The 15,266-nt window shown below is 73.0% G+C and carries 14 protein-coding genes; 7 read left to right on the forward strand and 7 right to left on the reverse strand.

Annotation, left to right across the window (positions count from 1 at the left end):
• A partial coding sequence (locus tag J7I94_RS02800) for a MarR family winged helix-turn-helix transcriptional regulator (protein WP_215164844.1) occupies positions 1-577 on the forward strand: 577 nt, incomplete at its 5' end.
• A gap of 123 nt (positions 578-700) precedes the next feature.
• Here the strand turns inward: J7I94_RS02800 and J7I94_RS02805 are convergent.
• Positions 701-2,788, reverse strand: a complete 2,088-nt coding sequence (locus tag J7I94_RS02805) for an MMPL family transporter (protein ID WP_215164845.1) — start codon at positions 2,786-2,788, stop codon at positions 701-703.
• Positions 2,789-2,984: 196 nt separating this feature from the next.
• On the opposite strand from J7I94_RS02805, the gene J7I94_RS02810 reads away from it, so the two are divergent.
• Positions 2,985-3,926: an NAD-dependent epimerase/dehydratase family protein gene (locus J7I94_RS02810; protein WP_215164846.1), complete on the forward strand. Its 942-nt coding sequence runs from the start codon at positions 2,985-2,987 to the stop codon at positions 3,924-3,926.
• Positions 3,927-4,000: 74 nt separating this feature from the next.
• Entirely contained in the window at positions 4,001-7,534 is a 3,534-nt protein-coding gene (locus tag J7I94_RS02815) for an aminotransferase class I/II-fold pyridoxal phosphate-dependent enzyme (RefSeq protein ID WP_215164882.1), read from the forward strand.
• Positions 7,535-7,559: 25 nt separating this feature from the next.
• Here J7I94_RS02815 and J7I94_RS02820 read toward each other — a convergent pair whose 3' ends face one another.
• The 5 genes from J7I94_RS02820 to J7I94_RS02840 all read right to left on the reverse strand — a co-directional run bounded on the left by J7I94_RS02820 (position 7,560) and on the right by J7I94_RS02840 (position 11,739).
• Positions 7,560-8,165, reverse strand: a complete 606-nt coding sequence (locus J7I94_RS02820) for a toxin (RefSeq protein WP_215164847.1) — start codon at positions 8,163-8,165, stop codon at positions 7,560-7,562.
• On the reverse strand, positions 8,162-8,620 hold the full coding sequence (locus J7I94_RS02825) for a helix-turn-helix domain-containing protein (protein ID WP_215164848.1): 459 nt from the start codon (positions 8,618-8,620) through the stop codon (positions 8,162-8,164). The genes J7I94_RS02820 and J7I94_RS02825 overlap by 4 nt, the downstream gene beginning before the upstream one ends.
• Positions 8,621-8,928: 308 nt before the next feature.
• Positions 8,929-10,089, reverse strand: a complete 1,161-nt coding sequence (locus tag J7I94_RS02830) for an MAB_1171c family putative transporter (RefSeq protein ID WP_215164849.1) — start codon at positions 10,087-10,089, stop codon at positions 8,929-8,931.
• The gene (locus tag J7I94_RS02835; RefSeq protein ID WP_215164850.1) at positions 10,086-10,832 is read right to left on the reverse strand and encodes a TetR/AcrR family transcriptional regulator; all 747 of its coding nucleotides are present in this window, start codon (positions 10,830-10,832) and stop codon (positions 10,086-10,088) included. The genes J7I94_RS02830 and J7I94_RS02835 overlap by 4 nt, the downstream gene beginning before the upstream one ends.
• 55 nt (positions 10,833-10,887) lie before the next feature.
• Positions 10,888-11,739, reverse strand: coding sequence for a LysR family transcriptional regulator (locus tag J7I94_RS02840; RefSeq protein ID WP_215164851.1), 852 nt, complete (start codon positions 11,737-11,739; stop codon positions 10,888-10,890).
• Between the two features lie 151 nt (positions 11,740-11,890).
• Between J7I94_RS02840 and J7I94_RS02845 the strand changes: the two genes are divergently transcribed.
• Positions 11,891-12,241 carry a DoxX family protein gene (locus J7I94_RS02845; RefSeq protein WP_215164852.1) on the forward strand — a complete coding sequence of 117 codons (351 nt, stop codon included), beginning with the start codon at positions 11,891-11,893 and terminating at the stop codon, positions 12,239-12,241.
• Between the two features lie 4 nt (positions 12,242-12,245).
• Here the strand turns inward: J7I94_RS02845 and J7I94_RS02850 are convergent, their stop codons facing one another.
• Entirely contained in the window at positions 12,246-13,067 is an 822-nt protein-coding gene (locus tag J7I94_RS02850) for an SAM-dependent methyltransferase (protein WP_215164853.1), read from the reverse strand.
• 240 nt (positions 13,068-13,307) lie between these two features.
• Here J7I94_RS02850 and J7I94_RS02855 point away from each other — a divergent pair, with 240 nt between their 5' ends.
• Genes J7I94_RS02855 through J7I94_RS02865 form a run of 3 tightly spaced genes read left to right on the forward strand, consistent with a single transcriptional unit; the run spans position 13,308 to position 15,266 of the window.
• Positions 13,308-14,129: a helix-turn-helix transcriptional regulator gene (locus tag J7I94_RS02855; protein WP_215164854.1), complete on the forward strand. Its 822-nt coding sequence runs from the start codon at positions 13,308-13,310 to the stop codon at positions 14,127-14,129.
• Positions 14,126-14,302, forward strand: a complete 177-nt coding sequence (locus tag J7I94_RS02860; protein WP_215164855.1) for a DUF397 domain-containing protein — start codon at positions 14,126-14,128, stop codon at positions 14,300-14,302. The genes J7I94_RS02855 and J7I94_RS02860 overlap by 4 nt, the downstream gene beginning before the upstream one ends.
• A 58-nt stretch (positions 14,303-14,360) precedes the next feature.
• A complete protein-coding gene (locus J7I94_RS02865) occupies positions 14,361-15,266 on the forward strand; it encodes a virginiamycin B lyase (RefSeq protein WP_215164856.1) in 906 nt (301 codons plus the stop codon).

Below are 15,266 nucleotides of genomic sequence, written 5' to 3' on the forward strand. Positions count from 1 at the left end.
TGTCGACCGGCTCGTGTCGACGGCTCATGCCGACCGGCTCGTGCTCACCGGTTCGGCGGCAGGAGATACTGTGACGACCAGGCAGCGAGCGGAGGTGCGGGTGCCCGGACAAGAGGCTCATCAGGCACGGGCCACGGACGACGCGGGGCCGGCCTGGCTGCGGAAGAGCATCGCTCCCCAACTGAGGCTGGCCGCCAAGGAGTCGCGCGGGTTCTTCGAGGAGGAACTCGGCAAGTCCGGGGTCACCTTCGCGACGTGGACGATCCTGGCGACCCTGAAGCTGGAAGGGTCCATGATCCAGCGCACCCTCGCCCAGTACCTCAGCATCGAGGGGCCCACCCTCTCCCGGCATCTGGACACGATGGAGCGGCGCGGGCTGGTGGTCCGCACCCGGGACGGCGCCGATCGCAGGACGGCCGTGGTCGCCCTGACCGACGAGGGCCGGTCCCGGTACGAGGAGATCGAGTCCGTCGCCCTGCGCAGCCAGGAGCGGATGCTGCGCGGGCTCAGCGACTCCGACGTGACACAGCTCAGCGAACTGCTGGAGAAGATCCGCTCCAACGTCAGGCCCGGCTGAGCGGCGGCGCCGGGCGGCGGAGGCGTCGGCACGGGGGCGCCGCGCTTCCCCGGGTGCTGCCGGTCGCGCAGTCGCTGCGGCGCGGACGGGCGCCCCTCGCGGTGAGGGGCGCCCGAAGACAGGTCACGGAGTCGGAGCGAGCCTCCGCTCCCGTTCGGCGGGGGCCGGCGCCGGTTTCCGGGACAGCGGACCCGGCCACCACACCTTGCGGCCCAGCGCCACGCCGGCGCTGGTCACCAGGTACGTCCGTACCAGGAAGGTGTCGAGCAGCACCCCGACCGCGATGACGAAACCCAGCTCGACCAGAGTGACCACCGGCATAGCGGTCAGCACCGCGAAGGTGCCGGCCAGGACGAGGCCCGCCGATGCGATCACCCCGCCGGTGGTGCGCAGCGCGGTGAGCGCGGCCGTGCCGGGTTCGTCGCCGTTCAGGCACTCCTCGCGCATCCGGTGCATCAGGAAGATGCCGTAGTCGACGCCGAGGGCGACGAGGAACACGAAGGACAGCAGGGCCAGGCCCGGGTCGGTGCCCTCGAACCCGAAGAGCGGTGCGAAGACCAGGCCCGCGATGCCCAGCGAGGCGCCCCACACGGCGACGACCGCGGTGAGCAGGATCAGCGGCGCGACCAGGCTGCGCAGCAGGGCGATCAGGATGAGCAGGACGGCGGCCAGGACGATCGGCACGACGACGACCCGGTCGCGGCCGTTGGTCTCCCTCAGGTCGAGCTGTTCGGCGCTCAGTCCGCCCACGTAGGCTCGGCCGTCGAGTGCGGAGCGCAGCGCCTCGATCGTGGCGGTCTCGCCCGGCGTCTGCGGCACCGAGTCGGTGATGACGGAGATCTCGGTCCAGCCGCCGCCGCTGCGCCCGCGTTCCGCGCTCTGCACCCCGGAAGTGGCCTCCACGGTCCGGATCACCTCGTCGGCCCGGCCGGTCGCCGCGGCGATGACGAGGGGCTCGGTGCCCCGGTCGGGGAAGGCCCCGGCGAGGGTCCGCGTGGCGACGATGGACTCGGGCGTCTCGGTGTAGGAGTCCTCCTGCTTGAGGCTGCCGGGCAGGCTGAAGGCGCCCAGGGCCAGCGCGCCGAGGAGTACGGCGCCGGAGGCCAGCACCGTCAGCGGCCGGCGGCCCGCGGAGGTGCCCATCGCGGCGAACAGCGAGCGGCGGGACGTGGGGTGGGAACCGTGGGCGGGCACCGCCGGCCAGAACACCCGCCGGCCGAGCAGCACCAGGACGGCCGGCAGCAGCGTCATCATGGCGGCCAGGGCGCACAGCACGCCGAGGGCGCCGAGCGGGCCCATGCCGCGGCTGCTGCCGAGGTCGGCGAAGAGCAGGCAGAGCAGCCCGACCGCGACCGTACCGGAGGAGGCGAGCACGGCGGGGCCGCAGCCGCGCAGGGTGGCCCGCATGGCGTCGTAGGGGTGTGTCACGCGCCGTAGCTCCTCGCGGTAGCGGGCGACGATGAGCAGGGCGTAGTCGGTGCCCGCGCCGAACACGAGGATCGTCATGACGCTGGAGCTCTGGCTGCTGACGGTCGTGTCGAAGAGCCGGTTGAGGCCGTAGGCGGCGCCCATCGACAGGAAGTCGGCGATACCGGCGACCGCGAGCGGCACCAGCCACAGGAACGGGCTGCGGTAGATGAGGATGAGCAGGACCGCCACGACGGCGACGGTGGTGTAGAGGACGGGGCCGCCCACGGAACCGTAGAGCCCCCGCGCGTCGGAGGAGAGGGCGTCCGGGCCGCCGACCTGGACGTCCAGGCCGTCGCCGCCGCGGGTCACCTCGCGCACGCCGGCGACGAAGGCGTCCCGTTCCTCGTCGTCCTGGCCGGGCGTGGTGGTGCTGACCGGGTACATCACGGTGGAGCCGTCCTCGGACGTCACCGCCCGTGGCGTACCGGTGAGCTCGAACTGCCCGTCGACACGGGCGATCTGCTCGGCTGCCGTGGCCTTGTCGGCCTCGGTGAGGGCGCCGTCGCGGTGGTAGACCACGACGACCGACGTCGCCTCGCCGCCCGGCATCGCGTCCTGGACCCTGGCGACCCGGGTGGAGTCGGCGCCGGCCGGCAGGTAGTCGACCGCCCGGTTCACCTGTACGTCGCCGAGTTCCGTCGCGAAGGGCGCGACGAAGGCCAGCAGGACGACCCACAGACCGAGTACCGCCCAGGGCAGGGCCTTGCGGCGCTTGCCGCCGCTGTGCTCAACGCCTCCCATACGGGAGCCTCCTTAGTTGGCAACTCATTAGTTAGCTATCGATATTAGCGGCCGACTGCCGTCTTGGGGGCCGTCTTGGGCGGGTCGCGTCGGACAAATCCGCGCGGGACAGGGGGAGTTGTTCCGGCCAGGCCGTCCCGCGTTGTGTGGCGTGGCATGTTCGTGACATGCGTACTCCGCGCGCTAGGGTGCGCGCGTGAACCTTCAAGTCGTCATTGGATCAGGGCCCGCGGGTGCCGCCACCGCGCGGCTGCTGGCCGAACAGGGCCACCCCGTACGTGTCATCACCCGGTCGGGCCGGAACCCGGAGCCCGGCATCGAGCACATGGCGCTCGATGCCCGTGACCCCGAGGCGCTCACCGACGCCGTCCGCGGCGCGAGTGCCGTCTACGGCTGTGCCGCACCGCCGTACCACCGCTGGGCGGACGACTGGCCGCCGCTGGCCGCGTCGCTGCACACGGCGGCCGAGGCGACCGGCGCCGTCCTGGTCATGCTGGGCAATCTGTACGGGTACGGGCCGGTGGACGGCCCCTTGACCGAGGACCTGCCGCTCGCGGCGACCGGCCCCAAGGGCCGGGTCCGCGCCGCCGTCTGGGAACGCACCCGCGAACTGGCCGGGCAGGGCCGGATCAAGGCGGTCGAGGTGCGGGCCTCGGACTTCTTCGGTCCCGGCGTCACTGACGGCGGACACCTGGCCGGCCGCGTCGTGCCCCGGCTGCTGCGCGGCAAGCCGGTCTCCACGCTCGGCGACCCGGACGCCCCGCACAGCTGGAGCTACCTCCCCGACGTGGCCCGGGCCCTGGTCGAGGTCGCCGGCGAGGAGCGGGCCTGGGGCCGGGCCTGGCACCTCCCCAACGAACCCGCGCTGTCCACCCGGCAGATGGTGGACCGGCTCGCCGCCCAGGCGGGCACCGGACCGGTCGCGGTCCGCGGGCTGCCGCCGGCCGTCCTCGGCATCGCCTCGGTCTTCTCCCCGCTCCTGCGTGAACTGCGCGAGGTCCGCTACCAGTTCGACCGGCCCTTCGTCGTCGACTCCGGCGCGTACGAGGCCGAGTTCGCGGTGCGGGCCACCCCCGTCGACGAACAGGTGAAGACGACCGTGGACTGGTGGCGGGCGAGACTGGGGGAGGGCCCGTGACGGCCGGCACCCCCCACCCGCCGGCGGCCACGGCACGGGCGCGGGCCCGGCACGACGACATCGCGATCGTGGGCATGGCCTGCCGCTTACCGGGCGCGGCGAACCTGAACCAGTACTGGCGGCTGCTCACCGACCCCCGGCCGCAGTTCGCCCGCGTACCCGACGAGCGGTGGCGGGCCGCCGCCTTCCTCGGCGAGTCCTTCCGCGACGCCTCCGCCGCCTACACCGACACCATGGCGCTGCTCCCGGACGTGGGGCACTTCGACGCCGCGCACTACGGCATCCCGCCGCGCCGGGCCCGGGCGATGGACCCCCAGCACCGGCTGCTGATCGACCTCGCCCGCGAGGCGATCCAGGACGCGGGCTGGGAGGCCGAGGGCTTCGACCGCGAGGAGACCTCGGTGATCACCGCGCTCACCGAGAGCGGGTACCGCGAGATCAGCACGCTCGGGATACGGATGCGCCAGCTGGCCGGCGGCGAGTTCGGGCAGGGGGCGGACGGTGCCGGGGCGCTGGAGATGGTCCGCGCGGTCGACCGGCTGAACGGCACCTCCGTGGCCGGACTCCTGCTCAACATGGGCCCCAGCACGATCAGTTCGGTCCTCGACCTGCACGGCGAGAGCTACGCGCTGGACGCCGCGTGCTCCGGTGGGCTCATCGCCGTGGCCAACGCCGTGCACGCGCTGCGCGCCGGCCGCAGCCGTATCGCCGTCGCGGGCGGCGCCCAACTGGTCCTGACCCCCGACCTGTTGGTGGGACTGTGCCGGATCGGCGCCATCTCGCGCAGCGGGCGGTGCCTGCCGTTCGGCGCGGAGGCCGACGGCTTCGTCCTCGGTGAGGGCGCCGGCATCCTGGTGCTGCGGCCCCTCACCGACGCGCTCGCGGCCGGCGACCGGGTCTACGCGGTGATCCGCGGGGTGGGCACGGCCAACGACGGGACCGTGCAGGGCGGGATGCATCCCCAGGCCGCCGGTCAGCTGCGTGCCCTGCGCCGCGCCTACCGCGACGCGGGCCTGGCCCCGGGCGCGGTGGGCTACCTGGAGGCGCACGGTACCGCCACCCCGGTCGGTGACCCGGTGGAGATCCAGGCCCTGCGCGAGCTGCGCGGGGAGGACGGCGCGCCCGCCTACCTGGGAGCGGTCAAGGCGGTGGTCGGGCACTCGCTCGCCGCCGCCGGCCTGGCCGGGCTGATGAAGGCCGCCCTGGCCGTGCACCGCGGCGTCGTGCCGCCGCAGCCCACGTTCGGCCTGGCCGGTTCCGCCGGGCTCGACGCCGCGCGCCTGACCGTCCCGACGGAGACCACCCCGTGGCCGGAGGCCGGAGGGCCGTGCCGGGCGGGCGTGAGCGCCTTCGGGTTCGGCGGCACCGGCGTCCACCTCGTGCTGGAGGAGTGCCCGGCACCACCGGCCCGCCCGCATCCGGACGAGGCCCCGCACCTGCTGCTGCTCAGCGCCCGGGACCGGCCCGGACTGGCCCGGCACGCCCGGGAGGTGGCCCAGGTCATCGCCGCCGACAGGCCGTCGCCGGCCGAGGTGGCCGACACCCTGGCCCGCCGTACCCCGCTCACGGAACGGCTGGCCCTGGTGGTGGAGGACGCCGCCGACGCCGTCGCCAAGCTGACCGAGGCGGCCGAGGCCGTGGCGGCGGGCCGTACGGGAGAACTGGCGCCCGGGCAGCGGACGGGCACCGTGCCGCCCGGGGAGCCGTCCGGCACCGCCGTGCCGGTGCCCCGGCCCGATCCGCTGTCCGGCGAGACCCGGGCCGCAGCGCTGGCCCGGCTCGCGGAGCGCGCGGTCACGGCCGTGGAGCTGCGCCCGGCCGGAGAACGCGTGTCCCCGCTGACCCTGCCGCCGAGCCCGCTGGCCCCGCGCCGGCACTGGGTGGTGGACGAGTCGGCCCGTGAGGCCGGGCGTGCCGTGGCCGAGTCGGTGGACGGGGCGGGTGCGGCACGGCCCGTGTCGCTGCCCGGCGAAATCCGTACCCCAGGGCCGGCCGGGGGCGGGGAGCGCGTGCGGCACTGGGGGGTGGACGAGTCGGTCCGTGAGGCCGGGTACGCCGTGCCCGAGTCGGCGGGTGCGGAGTCCGCGCGTGGCGTGTCCGCCGTCTCCGGCGTCGTACTCGACGAGGTGGCGCGGATCGGGGTCTTCCCGTCCTCCGACGTCCGGGAGCGGATGGCCCTCGTCGCCGACCTGGGCTTCGACTCGCTGATGCTGGAGGAGCTGGAGGTGGGCATAGGCAAGCGGATACCGGGCTTCCGCACCGAGGAGCTGTACACGCCCGGACTCACCGTGGAACGGCTGATCGCGCTGGCGGCCGCGTACTCCGGCGGGCGGCCGGTCCTCGACGGTCCGTCCGAACCGCGGCGGTCCGCCGTCGTCCCGCAGCCGCTGGAGTGGGACGCGGCCACGTCCCGCGTCGACGACTTCCCCGAGGTACGGCAGTTCGAGGAGCGCTTCCGGGTGATCGCGGACAGCGGCGCGGAGTACCCCTACTTCCGCGTCCACCAGGGCACCATCCGCGACACCACCGTGATCGACGGCCGGACCCTTCTGTCCTTCGGGAGCTACAACTACCTCGGGCTCAGTGGTCACCCGGCGGTCGACGAGGCCGCGCACCGCGCGGTGGACCGGTACGGAACATCGGTCTCCGCCAGCCGGGTGCTGTCCGGCGAACGCGAGCTGACCGTACGGCTGGAACGCGCGCTGGCCGGTTTCCTCGGGGTCGAGGACTGTGTGGCCCTGGTGAGCGGTCACGCCACCAACGTCACCGCGATCGGGCACCTCGTCGGCCGGGGCGACCTCGTGCTGCACGACGCGCTCGCCCACGACAGCATCCTCCAGGGCTGCGCGCTGTCCGGCGCGGCGCGACGCCCCTTCGCCCACAACGACACGGACCAGCTGGAACACCTGCTGCGGGTCAACCGGTCCCGGTTCCGGCGCGTACTGATCGCCGTCGAGGGCGCGTACAGCATGGACGGCGACCTCGTCGCGCTGCCGGCCGTGATCGAGCTGAAGAAGCGGTACGGCGCCCTGCTGATGGTGGACGAGGCGCACAGCATCGGCACGGTGGGCGAACAGGGGCGTGGCGTCGGGGAGTTCTTCGGCGTCGACCGGTCCGACGTGGACCTGTGGATGGGCACCCTCTCCAAGGCCTTCGCCAGCTGCGGCGGTTACCTCGGCGGTTCGGCCAGGATGGTGCGGTGGCTGCGGCACACCCTGCCGGGCTTCGTGTACAGCGTCGGCCTGACCCCGGCCAACGCGGCGGCGGCCCTGGCCGCCACCGAGCTGATCGTGGCGGAGCCGGAGCGCGTGGCGGCCCTGCGCCGCAACGCGGACCTCTTCCGCCGGCTGGCCGCCGAGGCCGGTCTGGCCACCGGCGTCAGCGCCCACACCCCGATCGTGCCCTGTGTGCTCGGGGACTCCGCGCGCACCCTCGGGGTCGCCGACCGGCTCTACGCGCGCGGAGTCGTCGCCGACCCGATCTTCCACCCCGCGGTGGAGGAGGGACTGGCGAGGCTGCGGTTCTTCGTCACCAGTGAACACCGGGAGGAGGACATCCGGCGCGTGGTGTCGGTACTGGCCGAGGAGGTGGCGTCCGCCGGGGGGTGACTGGCGCATCCGGGATCAGGTGCTCTCAGATCAGGGTGCGTTCGATCCGGCTGAGCACGGCGTTCTCGTCCGTGTCGCCGCCTTGGCCGGATTCCTCCGCCGACGGTGTGCCCTTGGGCCCCTTGGGTCCCTTGGGCCCCTTGTGGTCCCGGGTGGTGCCCACCCGCTGGGAGAGCAGGTAGGCGATGATCTCCGCCTCCTGTTCCTGGACGTCGTCGTAGGTGGCGCGCAGGAGCATGTCGCGCACGAGATCGGGGTCGAGGTTGGGGAAGAGGAGGCGGGCGGTCGTCTCGTCCAGCCAGCCGGCGCCGCGATGGCAGCAGATGATGTGTCCCAGCTCGTGCAAGATGATGTGCTCCTGATGCGCACTGGTGGTGTTGGCGTCGTAGAAGATCAGGTCCTCGTCGCGGGCGGCGACCCACATGCCGCACGGGTGCGACGCCGGCATCTGCATCGGGACCAGGGTGATCGGCCGGCCGCGTACGGTCCCCAGGTGGCGGCAGAGTTCGGCGACGTCGGCCACGTCCGGCAGACCGAGGCCGGCGATCAGCTCGGCGCCGGCCTTGCGCAGTTTCTTGAGCTGGCTGCGGCGGTCCTGCTCGGCCGGCCGGCTCTTGCGGAACCCTCTCACCCGGCCGGCTCCCCGCTCTCCGCCTCGGGTGTGTCGGTGACCGGCGGAAGCCCCTGCAACTGCCGGTACTGGTCCATGATGGCGGTGATCGCCTGGAGGTTCTCCCGCTTCATGCCGGCCGCCCGCATCGCCACGGCGCGTACGCCCGCCTGCCGCAGCGCCTCGACGGCGGCCAGTTCGCCCAGGACCGACTCGGCGACCTCGTCGTCGAAGAAGTAGGCGACCGACACACCGAAGAACCGCGCCAGGGCGGCCAGCAGGTCCGGCGAGGGGTTGGAACGCTTCCCCGTGCGCAGCTGTGACAGATACACGCCCCCGACCTTGAGATCGGGGTTGTTGCGCTTCAGCTCCTCCGCCACTTCGGCGTTGGTCCAGTGCTTGCCCTTGGGGCGGACCGTCCTGAAGAGGTCGTCCAGACGCTTGGCGAGCAGGGGTCGGTCGTCAGGCTCGGACACGGGTGATCCTCCCTCCGGCGCCCCTCGGCTATGCCCTTGGCTATACGTCAGTTTCCCAGATTAGCTGGCGGTTGACAATTGGGCATGTCTCCGCCAACGTTGGACGCGCCGATAGCTGGCAGTTAACTCGGTCCACGGGGGTGGCCGAGTTGGTTTCCGGCATCGGTCCGGCCGGTCCTCAGGGGGAGGGGCCGGTTCGGCCGGGTCGGGCGGGACCGCTCGGCCCGGCCTCGCTGACGGGCGGCCACGGGGCCCGGGCAGTAAAAGACCCGCCCGGTCCGACGGGGGAGCGGACCGGGCGGGAGCTCTCAATTCACCTTGCCGAGCTTACGGTAGGCGGTGGCGACTTGGGTGAGCCAGGCGGTCTCCGCCGCGAAGTTGTCCGAATCACGATCTTCGAAGTCCGCGGCGTCCTTGTTGTCGTCCGGGACGGTGCCCGCCCGCTTGGCGCGCAGGGCCTGCCGGATCCGGGCGGCCTCGGCGAACGCCTGCCGCGACTCCTCGCTCGCCTCCGGACCCGGCCCGTCCGCGCCGCCCGCGCCGCGGTCGATGTAGGGACGCAGGTCCCGCCAGCCGTCCCGTATCTCCACCACCCGCCGGTGCAGGCGGTAGTCGAGGTCGGCGACCGAGGCCCCGGCCCCGGGCGGCTCCAGGGCGATGTCCGGGGAGGACTCGTACAGGTCACGCCAGAGCGGATACAGCACCCGGTACGACCGGTAACTGTCCGCCCACTCCACCAGTCTGACGGCCGGCGCGCCCCAGGAGGGCACGGTCAGGCTGATCGAGAGGATGGTGATGCCGGCCGCGCTGAAGAGGTTGGAGGCGAGCGTCCAGGCTCCGATGTCGAGGCCGGCCGCGGCGGTGAGGATGTTGACCGTCCTGGCCGTGCAGTACAGGAACAGGACCACCGCCGCCACGGACAGCAGCCGCAGCGCCTGCCGCAGCGAGGGCTTGTCGGCCATCCGGGCGTAGGGACCGCACTGCCGGAAGATGGTGACGCAGGGCACCGCCTGGGAGACGATGAAGAGCAGCAGATAGGTGAGGACCAGGGGCTGGCCGCTGCCGGTGTCGAAGTCGGAGGATGGCCGGCCGGTGCCGTCGGCGACGAGGAAGAGCACTGTCAGCACCACGTCGAGGGCGACGCCGGTGATCAGCCAGTAACGGCTCTTGCGGGCGGCCTCCGCCTCGGAGGCCGCCCAGTGCAGCAGGATGATCTGCGCGCTGACACAGAAGGCGACCGCCGAGAGGTGCATCACCAGGATGGCGAGGTTGCCCACGCCAAGGAAGGAGCCGTCGCCCATGGCCACGGCCCCCATGGTGAAGGTGAGGCACTGCAGCAGCAGCGTGGCCACCAGGGTGCGGTAGGCGCTGTCCCGCCAGTTGCGGCGCACCTGGCCCAGCCGGTACACGAGCGCGGCGTACGAGGACAGCGCCGCGATGGCGAAGCAGAGCGTTCTGATGGTGTTCACGGCCCGTCGGTGTTCCCACCCGTGATCTCTTGCGCGGGAACCTCCAGCCCGATGCCCTCGGCCGCCACGGCGACGGCGAAGTCGAAGAACGCGGTCTGGTCGCTGACGCTGTCGTGGGTGCGGCTGAAGACCTGGAACACCAGCAGCCCGATCAGACCGCTCCACAGTACGATGCCGCGCTCGACGAGGTCCGCGTAGGGACCCTCGGGCGTCCCGCCGAACAGCGCCACGGCCTCCGGCCGCAGCAGCGGCGGCCCCGGTACCGTCCGCCGGGGCGGGGTCAGTTCGCCGGCCTCCAGCGCGGACCGCACGATCCCGGCCAGCACCGCGGGCGTGCGCGAGGCGGGCGGGACGGTCTCCTGCGGGGCGTGGTAGCCCGGCACGGGGGAACCGTAGACGAGGGTGAACTCGGCGGTGTTGTCGAAGGACCACCGCCGCAGCGCCCGGGCGGCGGCGAGCAGCCGGGCGCCCGCCGAGGCCCCCGCCTCCCGCGCCTCCCGGTCGGCCCGCTCCATGGCGGCGCCGGACGCGTCGTAGGCGTCGATGATCAGGGCGGTCAACAGGTCGTCCCGGTGCGGGAAGACGGCTTCCACGTCGGTACGGGACAGGCCGCCGGCCTCGGCGACGGCGTCCAGGGACAGCTGTCCCGCCCCCAGCGTGCCCAGGAGCCGGCGTGCGGTGGTCTTGATGGCCGCCGTGGGCCCGACGGAGGTGTCGGCGGCGGGACTCGTTCCGGATTCCATGGTCAAACCGTACCCGTGAGTCACCACGGACAGGGGGCAGTTGAGCGGGTTCACGTCACTCGCGGTGGACCGCGACCGCGGCCCGTACGAAGGACCGGACCAGCGGATCGGTGTCACCCGCCCGCCACGCCACCACCACCCGGCTCGGCGGCATGTCGGTCAGCGGCACCACGGTGAGCCCCTCGCCGGGGTCGTGGCCCAGCGGCGTCATGCCGACCGTGCCGTTCCACAGCACGGCCTGCCGGCACTCCTGGACCGCGCGCACCACCGGCCCCCGGCGCTCCTGCCCGCCGTTCCAGTACGACCGCCAGAGCGGATCGGTGCCCTCCGGGAACCGGAACCAGTCGCGCCCGGCCAGCTCGCCCAGGGCCAGCCCGGTGCGGCGGGCCAGCGGGTCGTCGGCGCGCAGCAGCGCCCCCACCGGATCGGCCCGCAGCACCCGCACGGTGAGGCCGGTCTCGTCGAACGGGCCGCGGGTCAGGGCGACATCGACCGTCCCGGCGCGCAGTCCGCAGGTCGGGTCGGTCAGGTCGGTGTTCCGGACGCGGACCTCGACGTGCGGGTGCCGCCGGCGGTAGGCGCGGGCCAGCCGTGCCGCGTCCGGGTCGCCGCCGTCGCCCAGGATGCCGACCGTGAGGGTGGCGTGGCCGGCCGCCGCGGCGACCCGGACGCGGGCCTGGTCGGCGCGGTCCAGCACGGCGCGCGCCTCGTCGAGGAGGACCGTACCGACCGGGGTGAGCGCGACACCGGAGGGCGACCGGTCGAAGAGCGGGGCGCCGGTCTCGTGCTCCAGCCGCTTGATCGCCCGGCTCAGCGGCGGCTGGCTCATGTGCAGCCGGGCGGCGGCCCGCCCGAAGTGGAGTTCCTCGGCGACCGCCACGAAGTAGCGCAGCGTGCGTAGCTCCATGCCGCGACGATACCCGCGCGGTATCGGCCCGGTGGAACGGGTCTTGGACAGGCGCGGGGCCCCGGCGGTGGGATCGGGACATGACCGACACGCAACGCGCGAGCGCACGGCTCGCCGACCCCGCCACCGCCTTCCCCCGGGCGGTGGCCGCATGAACCTCGCCTACTGGATCCTCGCCGGCCTGCTGGCGGCCTTCTACCTCTACAGCGGAGCGGTGAAGGCGGTACGGAGCCGGGATCGGCTGCGGCCGATGATGGCCTGGGTGGACAGCATGCCGATGGCGGCCGTCCGGGCCGTCGGACTCGTCGAAGTACTGGGCGCGGCCGGGCTGATCCTCCCCAGGCTGACCGGCATCGCCGCCTGGCTGTCCCCCGCCGCGGCGATCGGGTTCGTGCTCCTGCAAGTCGGCGCGACAGCAGTCCACTTGCGCATGGGGGACCGGCAGGTGGCCCTCAACGCCGTTCTGCTGCTCACCGCGGGGGCGGCGGCCTGGGCGGCCTGAGCGCTCAGCTGTCCTTCCGGGCCACCCCGCCGTAGATGCCGATGGGCGGCGCGTCGGCCGCCGCCGGCTCCTCGGGGCGCCAGTCGGTGACCCGGACCAGCCCGGGGTCGATCAGGGAGAAGTCGCCGAAGAACTCCAGGACCCGGGCGTGCGGGCGGAGGTTCATGGACGCGGTGGCCTTGCGGTAGACGGCCGCCGCGTTCTCGCGCCGGTCCTCGTGGACGTCGCCGGTCGCGTGCGACAGGATCAGGTACGAGCCGGCCGGGAGGGCGTCGCGGAGGGTGGCGAGGATGCCGTCCGGGTCCTCGGAGTCGGGGATGAAGTGCACGACGGCCACGAGCAGCAGCGCGACCGGCTGGTCGAAGTCGATGAGCCTGCGTACGTCCGGGTGGTCGAGGACGGCCCGGGGGTCGCGCAGGTCGGCCAGGACGACGGAGGTGTCGGGCTCGTCGAGCAGCGCCATGGAGTGGGTGCTGACGATGGGGTCGTTGTCGACGTAGACGACGCGGGTGTCCGGCGCGACGGCCCGTGCGACCTGGTGCACGTTGGGCTCGGTGGGCAGGCCCGTGCCGATGTCCAGGATCTGCCGGATGCCGCACTCGGCGACCAGGTGCCGGACGGCGCGCAGCATGAAACGCCGGTTGGCGAGGGCGCCCGCCCGCACCTCCGGCGCCGCCTTCATGAACTCCTCCGCGGCTTCCTGGTCGACCTCGTAGTTGTTCTTCCCGCCGAGGAAGTAGTCGTACATCCGCGCCGGGTGCGGCCTGCTGGTGTCGATCCGGTGGGCGGGGGTGTCACTCCGGCCGTCGCTGCCGAGGGAGGTCATGATGCCAGGCTCCGTCCTGAACTCGCGTGCCGCAGCCGCGTGTTGCCGGGGGTGAGCGGCGTCGGCTGCCGGTACGCATCTTGGCATGCTCCGGAACCCGGTCGAACACATGACGGGCCGGAACCCGTACACCGCGCTTTGTACGGGCGCCGACGGCGTTGCGCGCGTATCCCGCCCGGAGGCCTGGCCGTTGTACCCGCCACAACGTGTGCCACACGGCGGAGAAGGGGGTCGGCGGTCATGGCGAACAGTGGGGCGGTCGAGACGTCCGACAGTCTCAAGGCGTTCGGAGCGGCGTTGAAGGCGTTCCGGGAACGGGCGCGGCTGACACAGGAGCGACTCGCGGAAATCATCGAGTACTCGGTCGCCACCGTCGCCTCGGTCGAGCAGGGGCGGCGGCTGCCGTCGCCCTCGTTCATCGACCGGGTGGAGGAGGTGCTGGACGCGTTCGGTGTGCTGCGGGCCATGGCCCGGCACATCGGACGGGTGCGGGGGCTGGCGGTCTGGTTCCGGGAGTGGGCCCAACTGGAGGAGGCCGCGGTCACCCTGTGCACCTACGAATGCCGGGTCGTACCGGGGCTGTTGCAGACGGAGGCGTACACCCGCGCGGTCATGCTCAATGTGCCGCCACCGCCCAGCGAGGAGCAGTTGGAGGAGCGGATCGCCGCGCGGCGGGCCCGGCAGGAACTGCTGCGGCGCACGCCGCCGATCGCGTTCAGCTTCATCATCGAGGAGGCGGTGCTGCTGCGGCACATCGGAGGGGAGGAGGTCACCCGTGAGCTGATCGACCACCTCCTCGCCTGTATGGAGTTGTGGAACGTCGAGTTGCAGATCATGCCGCTGCGGCAGCCCCATCACGCGGGCACGGATGGGCCCATGCGGCTGCTGGAGACTCCCGAGCGGCAGTGGGTGGGGTATTCGGAAGGGCAGAAGACCGGACAACTCGTCACCGACCGAGAAGCGGTCAGTGTCATGCAGATGCGCTATGCGAAAATGCGTTCACAGGCCCTGTCTCCCGCGGACTCGGCCGAGTTGCTGCGACAGATGCGAGGAGCGCTATGAGCGAGCTGGACTGGTTCAAGAGCAGCTACAGCGGGTCCGAGGGCGATGACTGCGTGGAGATAGCGCACGCCTCCGGTGGTGTGCGGGTCCGTGACTCCAAGGAGGCGGACGGGCCGTCCTTCGCCGTCACCTCCGCCGCCTGGGGTGACTTCATCGGGTTCGTCGGCGACTGACCGGGGCGGGACCGCCACTCGACGCTCGCCGTACTCACGTCACCCGCAGGGGGTTGCCGTGCACCGCACCGGCGCACCGCTCATCGAAGAGTTCTCCGTGGCCGACAAGGAGGCCGGGCCCTACGGGATCGCGGCCGGGCCCGACGGCGCCCTGTGGCTCACCTTCGCGCACGCCGGTCGCGTCGCGCGTCTCACGCCCGACGGGGGAGTCACGGAGTATCCGCTGGACTCTCCCTCGTGCCGGCCCACCGTCATCACCGCCGGGCCGGACCGGGCGCTGTGGTTCACCCGGTCCCAGGACCACCGCATCGGCCGCCTCACCCCGGACGGGGAGCAGGAGTCGTTCCCCTTGCCGACGCCCGACGGCGGGCCTTTCGGCATCGTGGCGGGTCCGGACGGCGCCCTGTGGTTCACGGAGATGAACACCAGCCGTGTCGGCCGCGTCACGACCGGGGGAGAGGTGACCGAGTTCGGCCTTCCGGTCACCGGCGCCTTCCCCGCGGCGATCACGGCGGGCCCGGACGGCGCCCTGTGGTGCGCGCTCAACCAGGCCAACGCCATCGGGCGCGTCACCACCGGCGGGGACGTCACCGTCCACCCGCTGCCCACCGCGGACGCCGCGCCCGTGGGGATCACCAGTGACGGTACGGCCCTGTGGTTCGTCGAGATCGGGGCGGGCCAGGTCGGCAGGGTCTCGGTGGACGGCGAGATCACGGAGTTCCCGCTGCCCGACCGCACGGCCCGGCCGCACGCCATCACGGCCGTCGCGGCCGGGGACTGCTGGTTCACCGAGTGGGGCGCGGGCCGCGTCGGTCACCTCACCGTCAGCGGCGACGGGACGGCGGAGATCACCGCGTACGACCTGCCGTCGCCGTCGTCCGAACCGCACGGCATCACCCTCGGGCCCGACGGCGCGCTGTGGGTGGCCCTGGAGACAGGGGCAGTCGCGCGGGTGGTGCCGTAG

The sequence above is a fragment of the Streptomyces sp. ISL-12 genome (genome assembly GCF_018614415.1).
Classification (GTDB): domain Bacteria; phylum Actinomycetota; class Actinomycetes; order Streptomycetales; family Streptomycetaceae; genus Streptomyces.

Coding starts and splice junctions, on each gene's coding strand:
- J7I94_RS02835 (WP_215164850.1), bottom strand. CDS start 10,832: ATGGAATCCGGAACGAGTCCCGCCGCCGACACCTCCGTCGGGCCCACG.
- J7I94_RS02850 (WP_215164853.1), bottom strand. CDS start 13,067: ATGACCTCCCTCGGCAGCGACGGCCGGAGTGACACCCCCGCCCACCGG.
- J7I94_RS02840 (WP_215164851.1), bottom strand. CDS start 11,739: ATGGAGCTACGCACGCTGCGCTACTTCGTGGCGGTCGCCGAGGAACTC.
- J7I94_RS02845 (WP_215164852.1), top strand. CDS start 11,891: ATGAACCTCGCCTACTGGATCCTCGCCGGCCTGCTGGCGGCCTTCTAC.
- J7I94_RS02860 (WP_215164855.1), top strand. CDS start 14,126: ATGAGCGAGCTGGACTGGTTCAAGAGCAGCTACAGCGGGTCCGAGGGC.
- J7I94_RS02805 (WP_215164845.1), bottom strand. CDS start 2,788: ATGGGAGGCGTTGAGCACAGCGGCGGCAAGCGCCGCAAGGCCCTGCCC.
- J7I94_RS02855 (WP_215164854.1), top strand. CDS start 13,308: ATGGCGAACAGTGGGGCGGTCGAGACGTCCGACAGTCTCAAGGCGTTC.
- J7I94_RS02815 (WP_215164882.1), top strand. CDS start 4,001: ATGGCCTGCCGCTTACCGGGCGCGGCGAACCTGAACCAGTACTGGCGG.